Origin of the sequence: Nocardioides jishulii, from assembly GCF_006007965.1 — a bacterium.
Classification (GTDB): Bacteria; Actinomycetota; Actinomycetes; order Propionibacteriales; family Nocardioidaceae; genus Nocardioides; species Nocardioides jishulii.
Map to the genome: position 1 here is coordinate 3,527,054 of NZ_CP040748.1, position 9,089 is coordinate 3,536,142.

At 66.6% G+C, this 9,089-nt stretch carries 9 protein-coding genes; 1 reads left to right on the top strand and 8 read right to left on the bottom strand.

The window, feature by feature from the left end; translation table 11 throughout:
- The first annotated feature begins 21 nt into the window (after positions 1–21).
- Positions 22–822, top strand: a complete 801-nt coding sequence (locus FCL41_RS16815; protein ID WP_137064567.1) for a lysophospholipid acyltransferase family protein — start codon at positions 22–24, stop codon at positions 820–822.
- 2,360 nt (positions 823–3,182) lie between these two features.
- Here FCL41_RS16815 and FCL41_RS16820 read toward each other — a convergent pair.
- From FCL41_RS16820 to rpmH, 8 genes are all read right to left on the bottom strand, one after another.
- Complete coding sequence (locus tag FCL41_RS16820; protein WP_137064566.1) at positions 3,183–4,223, bottom strand: ParB/RepB/Spo0J family partition protein; 1,041 nt, start codon at positions 4,221–4,223, stop codon at positions 3,183–3,185.
- Positions 4,220–5,215, bottom strand: a complete 996-nt coding sequence (locus tag FCL41_RS16825; RefSeq protein ID WP_275403747.1) for a ParA family protein — start codon at positions 5,213–5,215, stop codon at positions 4,220–4,222. The genes FCL41_RS16820 and FCL41_RS16825 overlap by 4 nt, the downstream gene beginning before the upstream one ends.
- Before the next feature lie 434 nt (positions 5,216–5,649).
- Positions 5,650–6,372 carry a 16S rRNA (guanine(527)-N(7))-methyltransferase RsmG gene (gene rsmG, locus FCL41_RS16830; RefSeq protein WP_137064565.1) on the bottom strand — a complete coding sequence of 241 codons (723 nt, stop codon included), beginning with the start codon at positions 6,370–6,372 and terminating at the stop codon, positions 5,650–5,652.
- A 41-nt stretch (positions 6,373–6,413) separates the two neighbouring features.
- Complete coding sequence (locus tag FCL41_RS16835) at positions 6,414–6,902, bottom strand: Jag family protein (RefSeq protein ID WP_239021889.1); 489 nt, start codon at positions 6,900–6,902, stop codon at positions 6,414–6,416.
- Between the two features lie 93 nt (positions 6,903–6,995).
- Entirely contained in the window at positions 6,996–7,937 is a 942-nt protein-coding gene (gene yidC / locus FCL41_RS16840) for a membrane protein insertase YidC (protein WP_239021890.1), read from the bottom strand.
- A gap of 36 nt (positions 7,938–7,973) precedes the next feature.
- The gene (gene yidD / locus FCL41_RS16845) at positions 7,974–8,225 is read right to left on the bottom strand and encodes a membrane protein insertion efficiency factor YidD (RefSeq protein WP_137064562.1); all 252 of its coding nucleotides are present in this window, start codon (positions 8,223–8,225) and stop codon (positions 7,974–7,976) included.
- Complete coding sequence (gene rnpA, locus FCL41_RS16850) at positions 8,222–8,572, bottom strand: ribonuclease P protein component (RefSeq protein WP_137064561.1); 351 nt, start codon at positions 8,570–8,572, stop codon at positions 8,222–8,224. The genes yidD and rnpA overlap by 4 nt, the downstream gene beginning before the upstream one ends.
- Positions 8,573–8,603: 31 nt before the next feature.
- Positions 8,604–8,741: a 50S ribosomal protein L34 gene (rpmH, locus tag FCL41_RS16855; protein ID WP_135833580.1), complete on the bottom strand. Its 138-nt coding sequence runs from the start codon at positions 8,739–8,741 to the stop codon at positions 8,604–8,606.
- Positions 8,742–9,089: the final 348 nt, after the last annotated feature.

Below are 9,089 nucleotides of genomic sequence, written 5' to 3' on the forward strand. Positions count from 1 at the left end.
CTGCCAGGAGCTCCGTGCGCCATGCGTGACATCACCTATCCCCCGGTCATCGCGACCTGCAAGACCTTGTTCAAGGTCTTGGGTCAGAAGATCACCATCACGGGGGCCGAGAACATCCCGCGCACCGGTGGCGCCCTGATGGCCTTCAACCACATCGGGTACGTCGACTTCGTGTACGGCGGTCTCGCTGCCCAGCCGGCCGGCGGTCGGGTGGTGCGCTTCATGGCGAAGAAGGAGGTCTTCGACCATCCTGTCGGCGGACCGATCATGCGGTCGCTGCACCACATCCCCGTCGACCGCGGTGATGGCGTCGCCTCCTTCCGCCAGGCCGTCGACTACCTGAAGAAGGGTGAGCTCGTCGGCATCTTCCCGGAGGCAACCATCTCGAGGGCGATGGAGCTCAAGGAGTTCAAGAACGGTGCCGTACGCATCGCCGCCACCGCCGGCGTCCCCGTCATCCCGGTCGTGCTGTGGGGCACCCAGCTCATGATGACCAAGGATCACCCCAAGGACTTCACGCGCGGCAAGCACATCACCATCCGAGTGGGTGAGCCACTCATGTTCACCGGCGAAGACGCAAACGCCGACAACGCCGAGCTGCACCGCGTCATGAGCGAGATGCTGGAGGAGGTCATCGCGGCCTACCCCGCCGACCAGCAGCCTCCCGGCTCATGGTGGGTGCCGGCGCGGCTCGGTGGCAGCGCGCCCACCCTGGAGCGTGCCGCGGAGATGGACGCCGAGGAGAAGCGTGAACGCGCGCGTCGCCGGGCCGAGAAGCGGGCAGCCGCCGCGGCCAAGAAGGCGGGCAAGACCTCGAAGTAGACGACTGTTTCACGTGAAACAGGTGAATCCCCTTATCGAGTCATCGATAAGGGGATTTGTCATTTTGTCGACATATCGTGTCAGGCATCCCGGGTGGCCGCGGAGACGGCAGCGAGCGGGCCGTAGCTGTGGACAACTGCGGACCAACGCCCTCCACGGCGGTCTGGGCCGGAGGACGGTCACCGAGCACCTGGCCAGTGCTCACCGCCCCGCCGTCCAGCCACTTCCCCAGGTAGGCACGCCATTGACTCAGCCCATGGCCGGCCGCGATTGCTCGGCGGGCCGTACTCCTCCCTCCGCGCGCGTGGTCCGGGAGTCGCGCCGACGCCGACCCGCGGACGCCGAGCGGGTCCTGTTCGGTTGCGTGGGATTCGCACCGTCCTGATGACCACTTGCCGCCTCGCCCCTGGGACCCGGATCGGCGCCGGAGGACCCTCTGGAACGGTCCATTTTGAGCCAAGTAGCCAACGCGCGTGCGTGGGGCACTTCGCTCAGAATCGTTCTGACAGAACTGTTCCGCGCCCTCCTCCACGCCACGTTAAAACGTTATATCGACATATCCACATATCGTTACCTCGCTTGGTCTGGCGGCTCTACGGCGAGCCCGCTCCCAGCTGACCAGGCATCCCCACCAGTCCCACAGGGGATCGACGTCCTCACGCCCTCTTCCTCTGGGCACGGCTGTCTGGCCGCTCCACGCGAACGTCGCCGGGTAGTCCTGCCTCAGTCCATGGCGGCGGGGCGTCCCACGTCAGTCTGGGCCTGCCCCGGTCCTCTTCTGCGACAGGACGTTCCGGGCAGCAGCAGTCAGTCGTCCCCGTTGGCTCCTACCGCTGGACGCTCGCACGCGCCCTTGGTTGCCAACCCCCGCAGGCAACCCCAAGACGGCCGGGCGACTCGGTCCGTGGGCCCGCGGAGTTCGTCGGAGTTTCCTTCACGCCCGGGGCGCCACACCCATCAGGCGCTACTTACGCCCGGCCACTGCCCAGGTCGCGCGCCCCCCTACTGGTGAATGCGTCTTCGTCCGACGACGTATCAGCTGCGGCCCCAGCACCCGAGGGCTTGGCGTCGCGTGGCCAGCTGTACCTGCTCAGCACCGCCCCCTCACGACACTGCATCAGCGGCCAGGGGCGGGACGCTGCAGAGTGCTCGAGGGAACGTTTCATCGGTTCTTCTGCGGCCCCTCATCAGCCCCTTGCGTCACGACCCGATCGCCCAGCGCCGGCGAAAGACACGTCACCCCGCGCCCGCCCCTCATCGACAAGGCTCTTCCCGCGCCGGTGGCGTGCACCGCACTCCCCCCGACTCGTCTGCAAGGCGCCTCGGCCTGGCGCGGTTCGCCTCGCAGTCTCCGCTGCCTCACTGCCTCACTGCCTCCAGCACGTGTCACCGCCTGGCCCACGGCACGCATCTATTCGCCCACTGCGCCCCTTGCGCCCCGCGCTCCGTTCGCACCATTGCATTCAACTCGGCCCACTGCTCTCTATAGGCCCCACTGCCTGCCGTACGCATCACCATCCCTGTGGACCTCAATTGCACCGCTCGCCTCACGGGCACCGCACCCCTTCATGGCCGTTCTTCTGGGCCCTTGCCGCACCCTCGGTCGCCTTCGTGGGGGACTTGCCAGGAGTAAGCCCCTGCGCCCCGTCACGTACGCCCGCGCCTTCTGTGTCGCGCCCCTCTTCACCTCATGGTTTCGTCCCTTCGGCTCGCGCTCGGTCTGGACGCGCTCGGTCTGGACGCGGCTCCGCGTCAATCGGCCTTGTTCGGCTTCCTGTAGTCAGCGGCGCCCCCGACGTCCACGCCGTCTTCCGCGAGGCAGCGACGCGAAAGGAACGAGGGGCGTGATTGGGAGCGAGGGTCACAGGCGAAGAGCCTTGTCGCAGTCGTACGGCTCGACTACCAAGGCTCCTGGCCTCCTGGTTGTCGACTCTCTGGGCTCAGCCGCGCATTCCTGATCCTCCAGCGGGGATCGACCGGCTGCATTTGCTACGAAGGTCTTAGCCTCTAGGCGTGTTTCACGTGAAACGACGCGTGGCGCAAGCCTGACAGCGGGACAACTCCCCATCCACCCGGGGCAGCAGTCGGACTGGCATGAGACCGGGCATCGCTGAAGCGGGGAGCGCGTGACGCACGTTTCACGTGAAACGAGACAGCACGTGCGCAACAAACAGGCATCACCCACCACCTAGGCGGACGCACCGGCGACTCCAGCAACCGTCTCCACAGCTCTTGAAGTGGACTGCCCCCCGCAGCCACAGACGGCCGGGCGCCGAGGCCCGCGTAGAAGCCCACACGCAAGCGGGCCGGACACAAGGGTGTCCGGCCCGCCACGGCGCCTCTGAGTGGCGTCAGACGCCTCAGATGGCCCGGTCCTCGCGATTCCTGGGGTCCATCAGGTTCATGATGCGTTGCAGATCGTCCAGCGACGCGAACTCCACCGTGATCTTGCCCTTGGAACGACCCAGGTCGACCTTCACACGCGTCTCAAACCGATCAGAAAGTCGGTCTGCGATCTCCGACAACCCCGGGGCAGACGGCTTGTTGCGACGTACCTTGCGCTCAGGACGGGCGGGATCACCAAGCGCGACGATCTCCTCTAGAGCACGCACGCTGATGCCTTCGGATACGACCCGCTGCGCGAGCCGATCCTGGGCCTCCGAATCGTCGAGCGCGAGCAACGCTCGCGCGTGACCCGCCGAGAGCACTCCTGCGGCAACTCGGCGCTGAACCGCGGGACTCAGCTTCAGCAGGCGAAGGGTGTTGCTGATCTGGGGTCGCGACCGGCCAATGCGCTGAGCCAACTCGTCGTGGGTGCAGCCGAAGTCCTCCAACAACTGACCGTAGGCCGCCGCCTCTTCCAAGGGATTCAGCTGCGAACGGTGGAGGTTCTCCAGCAGGGCGTCCCGAAGCATGTCGGCGTCTTCGGTCTCCCGCACGATCGCTGGGATCGTCTCGAGCCCCGCCTCCTGTGACGCACGCCAACGCCGCTCGCCCATGATGAGCTCGTACTCGTCCACGCCCGAGGGACGCACGACGATGGGCTGCAGCAGTCCGACCTCTTGGATGGAGTGCACGAGCTCAGCCAGCGCCTCCTCCTCGAAGACTTGGCGAGGCTGCCACTGGTTGGGTCGCACCTGAGCAATGGGAAGCTCACGGAAGTAGGCGCCGGACACCGCGAGGGGCTGCGACGACCCGTTCTCGGTTCTGTCAGCGCCATTTTGAGCCGAGTTGCTCTCGGGGCACTCACCCTCAATCCGCTCAGAATCGGCCGTGGCGACACCCGAAAAGCCGCTTTCGGGGGCATCATCCGCGGAGATTGCGGGAGCCGTAGGGATCAAGGCACCAAGGCCACGACCGAGACCACGTCGTGCCGCAGGACGGCTGGGTGGCTTGCTCATGTCTTCGGGGCTCCCTTCGTCGCGATCTCACGCGCCGCCTCCAGGTAGGAGAGCGCACCCGGCGAGGCCGGGTCGTACGTCATCACGGTCTGGCTGTACGAGGGCGCTTCCGAGACCCGCACGGAACGGGGAACCATCGTCTTGAGGACGGTGTCGCCGAAGTGCTCTCGTACCTCGCTCGCCACGTTCGCAGCGAGTCGAGTGCGGGCGTCGTACATCGTCAGCAGAATGGTGGAGACGTTCAGACGTTGGTTGAGGTGCGACCGCACCATCTCGACGGTCTCCAGCAGCTGTCCGAGACCCTCGAGCGCGTAGTACTCGGCCTGGATCGGGATCACCATCTCCTCGCCGGCCACCAGGGCGTTGAGCGTCAGGAGTCCCAGGGACGGCGGGCAGTCGACGAAGACGAAGTCGAACCGCTCGTCACCCACCTCGGTGGACGTTCCCACCCACGGATGGGCCTGGATGGCCTTGTGGAGGCGGTTCTCGCGAGCCACGACCGACACCAGCTCGATCTCTGCACCGGCGAGGTCGATGGTGGCGGGCACAACCTTGAGGTTGGGGAGCTCGGGGCAGTCAGTGATCACGTCCGCCAAGGCGGCGCCATCCACAAGCAGGTCGTACGTGGAGGGCGTGCCTCGTCGGTGGTCCACGTTCAACGCCGTGGACGCGTTGCCCTGAGGGTCGAGGTCGATGACCAGGACACGAAAACCCAGCTGCGACAGGGCCGCCGCCAGATTGACGGTGGTGGTGGTCTTTCCCACCCCGCCCTTCTGGTTCGCCACCACCATCACGCGCGTCTTGTCCGGACGCTTGGGAGCGTTGCGTACGAGGTGTCCGTGCCGCGCCAGGACGACGTGCTCGGCCGCCTTGGCCAGTGGCGTGCTGTCGTCGTACGGGGTGCTCCCGGTCGCCGCAATGTCTGCCGCGGTACGGAACTTGGTTCCACGTGAAACAGCGCTGCCGGAACCTGCGGAATCGTTGCTCGACAAGTCGTGTGCTCCTGAGGGGGTGGATGCAGGGGGAGAGAGTGGGTGGGAGGTCTGGTCGCGGCCCTCGGCGGGCGATGCGCTGGCGAGCAGGGCGTCGTAGGGATCAGCCACGACCCGGCTCAGCGTCGATCCCTCACCCGCGTCGGGCAGCCCCGTCTTCGCGGACGTCAGGACGTCAATCAGGTGTCCCGCCGTTTCACGTGAAACAGACCCGTCCGCGCCAGCGTAGGGCCCTTGGTCCGCCGATGGGGAAGAAGTCGATACCTGTGGATAACTTCCACTGATCTGTGGAGATTCACGCTCAGGGGCGGGGCTTTCGCCAGTGGATAACTCTGAGGGCAACGCGGTCGACTCGTCCTCCCGATCCACGACGTGTCCCCTTCGCAAGTGAGTTCTGCTGATGCGTGCCTGCCCCCGAAGGACACCCACGGCCGTCAACGACGTCGCTTGCCCTTGCCCTTCGATCCGGTGGACGAAGCAGACTTCCCACGAATCAGGTGCAACGGTAGCGCGGATGGATCTGCCCACGAAACCCTCACTGCGTATGTGGGGGAGTCGAGAACACCGTCCCCCAGTTCAATCACGACGGGCTCGTCACACGTGAACTTCTCCAAGGTCTCTCGGGCGTTCTCGATCTCCTCGACGACGGAGGAACCCTTGAGAGCGAGCAGCTCCCCCTCGGGTGCCACAAGGGGCATGGACCACTCCAGCAATCGGTCCAGGGGCGCCACCGCCCGCGACGTCACCATGTCGAAGGTGCGGCTTCCGTGAAGGGCGTCTGCACGGCCGCGTACGACCTCCACGTTGTCGAGGCCGAGGGACTCCACGACTTCCTCCAGAAAGGTGGTCCGCCGGAGCAACGGCTCCACGAGGGTCACCCGCAGGTCGGGACGCACGATGGCCACCACCATGCCCGGAAGCCCGGCACCACTCCCGACGTCGCAGAGCGTGATCCCTTCGGGGACCACCGTGCTGAGGATGGCCGAGTTGGCGATGTGGCGGTCCCAGAGTCGCGGTACTTCGCGTGGACCGATCAGACCCCGGACGACCCCGTCCGTGGCCAGCAGGGCGGCGTACTCCTCGAGCAGGGGGAGGCGCTCAGACGCACACACCCCCCGTACCGACTCCGGAGGGGCGGGCAAGGGGGGTGTGTCCATGGCTCCAGTGTTTCACGTGAAACAGGAGCCCGATGAAGCGACTAGGCGGGGAGGATGACCACCCGGCGGCGGGGCTCGACGCCCTCCGACTCGGAGACCAGACCAGCGGCGGTCACCTCGTCGTGGACGACCTTGCGCTCGAACGAGGTCATCGGGTCGAGGGAGACCTTCTGACCCGTCTCGCGCACCTGGGCGATCAGGCCAGCGGCGAGCTCGATGAGCTCCTCGCGCTTGGTGGCCCGGTAGCCGGAGATGTCCAGCATGAGGCGCGACCGCTCACCGGTCTCGCGGTAGACAGCCAGGCGGGTGAGCTCCTGAAGAGCCTCCAGCACCTCGCCGTCCCGGCCCACGAGCATCGAGAGGTCGGCGCCCACGATCGAGACCGAGGCCCGGTCTCCGTCGACGTCCATGTCGAGGTCGCCGTCGAGGTCGGCGATGTCGAGGAGCTCCTCCAGGTAGTCGGCGGCGATGTCGCCCTCCGCCTCCAAGCGCTCCAGCTTGCTGAGTCGCGGGGTCTCCACGACCTCGATGCCCTCGTCCGGGCCGTCGTTCTGGGTCTCGGTCACAACTTCTCCTGCTGTGTAGGGAAAGGGCGACGCCGCGGCGTCACGGTGAAACGGGGGTCAGCTCTTCTTCCGCTGCGAGCGCGTCTTGCGCTTCGGCTGCTGGCGAGCTGAGGGCTTCGTGCTGGACTCCGGCTGGACCTCCACGACCTCGGTCGCGACGGGCTCGGGCTCACCGCGGCGGGCGCGACGACGAGCCTCCTTGGCCGCGTCGCGCTCCTGCTTCGCCTTCTCGGCGGGCGTGCCCGGGGCCGGGTTGTTGCGGATCACGTAGAACTGCTGACCCATGGTCCAGAGGTTCGAGACGGTCCAGTAGATGAGGACGCCGATGGGGAAGGCCACACCGGAGATGCCGAAGACGAGAGGGAGGACGTAGAGCAGCATCTTCTGCTGCTGCGCGTACGGGCCACTGAGCGCCTCGGCAGGCATGTTCTTGGCCATCAGCTGACGCTGGGTCATGAACGTGGTGCCGGTCATCGCCAGCACCAGGACGATCGCGACGATGATGACCGCGATGCTGCCGCCACCGGTGGCGTTCTCCCAGAAGGTCTCCGAGATCGGCACCACGCCGAAGATCTCGGCCCTGCCGAACTGGCTCGCCAGCTCGTCGCTCAGGACGCCCCGGCCCTCACCGTTGCGGGAGGCCTGGTCAAGCATCCGGAAGAGCGCCAGGAAGATCGGCATCTGCACCAAGATGGGCAGGCAGGACGCGAACGGGTTGGTCCCGGCGTCCTTGTAGAGGTTCATCGTCTCCTGGGCGAGACGTTCCCGGTCGTGACCGTACTTCTTCTGCAGCTCACGGACCTTGGGCTGCAGCAGCTGCATGTTGCGGCTGGACTTGATCTGCTTCACGAAGAGCGGGATCAGCGCGGCTCGGATCACCAGCGTCAGACCGATGATGGAGAGCACCCATGCAGCACCGCCATCCTTCGGCAGCACCAGGCTGAACAGCGAGTGGAAGCCGACCAGCACCACGGAGACGATGTAGTAGAGCGGCGTCATGATGGCGCTGCCGATGGCTCCGAAGAAGTCGAACACTCAAGCTCCTTGAGTAGGGGTGGTGCCCGCACGCTGGCGGCGGGGTGGAACGGGGTCGTATCCGCCGGCGGCCCACGGGTGGCACCGGCCCAGGCGCCGCAGTGCGAGCCACGAGCCCTTCAGGCTCCCATACTCACGCACAGCATCAAGGGCGTACGCGGAACAGCTGGGGTGGTAGCGGCACACCTGACCGTAGAGCGGGCTGATGAACGTCCGGTACGCCTTCAGGAAGCCGATCAGCAGGTACTTCACGACCGGGTCCCGGCAGGCTGCAGACGGTGCAACCCCTTCCGCAGGTCGCCCTGCAGTGACTGGTACGACGCCTCGGCGGCGGACGGGTTGGCCCGGACCACGAGCACACCACGACCCGGGAGCTCCTGGAGGTGCTCCCGGGTCAGGTGACGAAGTCGTCGCTGCACGCGATTGCGGGCCACGGCATTGCCCACTGCCTTGCTCACCACGAAACCCACCTGTGACGGATCGATCCCGTCGTCGGCGAGCCAGTGGAGCACCAGGGTGCGGGTCCCGGTGCGCTGCCCGCGCCGGACCGCCTGCCGAAAGCGCGAGCTCTCAGTCAGCCGATGATGACGCGGAAGCACGGTGTCCCCGCAGTGAGGCCGTGGACGGCGCTCAGACCGTGAGGCTGCTGCGGCCCTTGCGGCGGCGCGCCGACAGGATGGCGCGGCCGGCGCGGGTGCGCATGCGCAGGCGGAAACCGTGCACCTTGTGACGGCGACGGTTGTTCGGCTGGTACGTACGCTTGCTCACGAGAACTCCAGTGTTGTTGTTACGGGGTGTCCACTCCGGCGGAAGCACGGATTCAGCATTCGGCTGGCACCGCTCTCCCCACGGCACACCCGGGATCTGGGGGGTGAATTTCCGTGGACGTGCGGCACCGGTCGACCGCGAGAGGACGTCGGGTGACCTGCCAACGGTACGCGGAGCGTCGTCCGAGGGTCAAACCAGCGACAACGGCTCGTCCGGGACACCCGGGAACACGCCGACGAGGGCTGTGGATGACGCCTTGCTCCTGAGGCCTTCAGGTTGTTACTTTCACGGTTCAGCCGAAGCCTTCCACAGGTCGGCCATCCCGCACCACGTGAGGGTGTGGCGCGG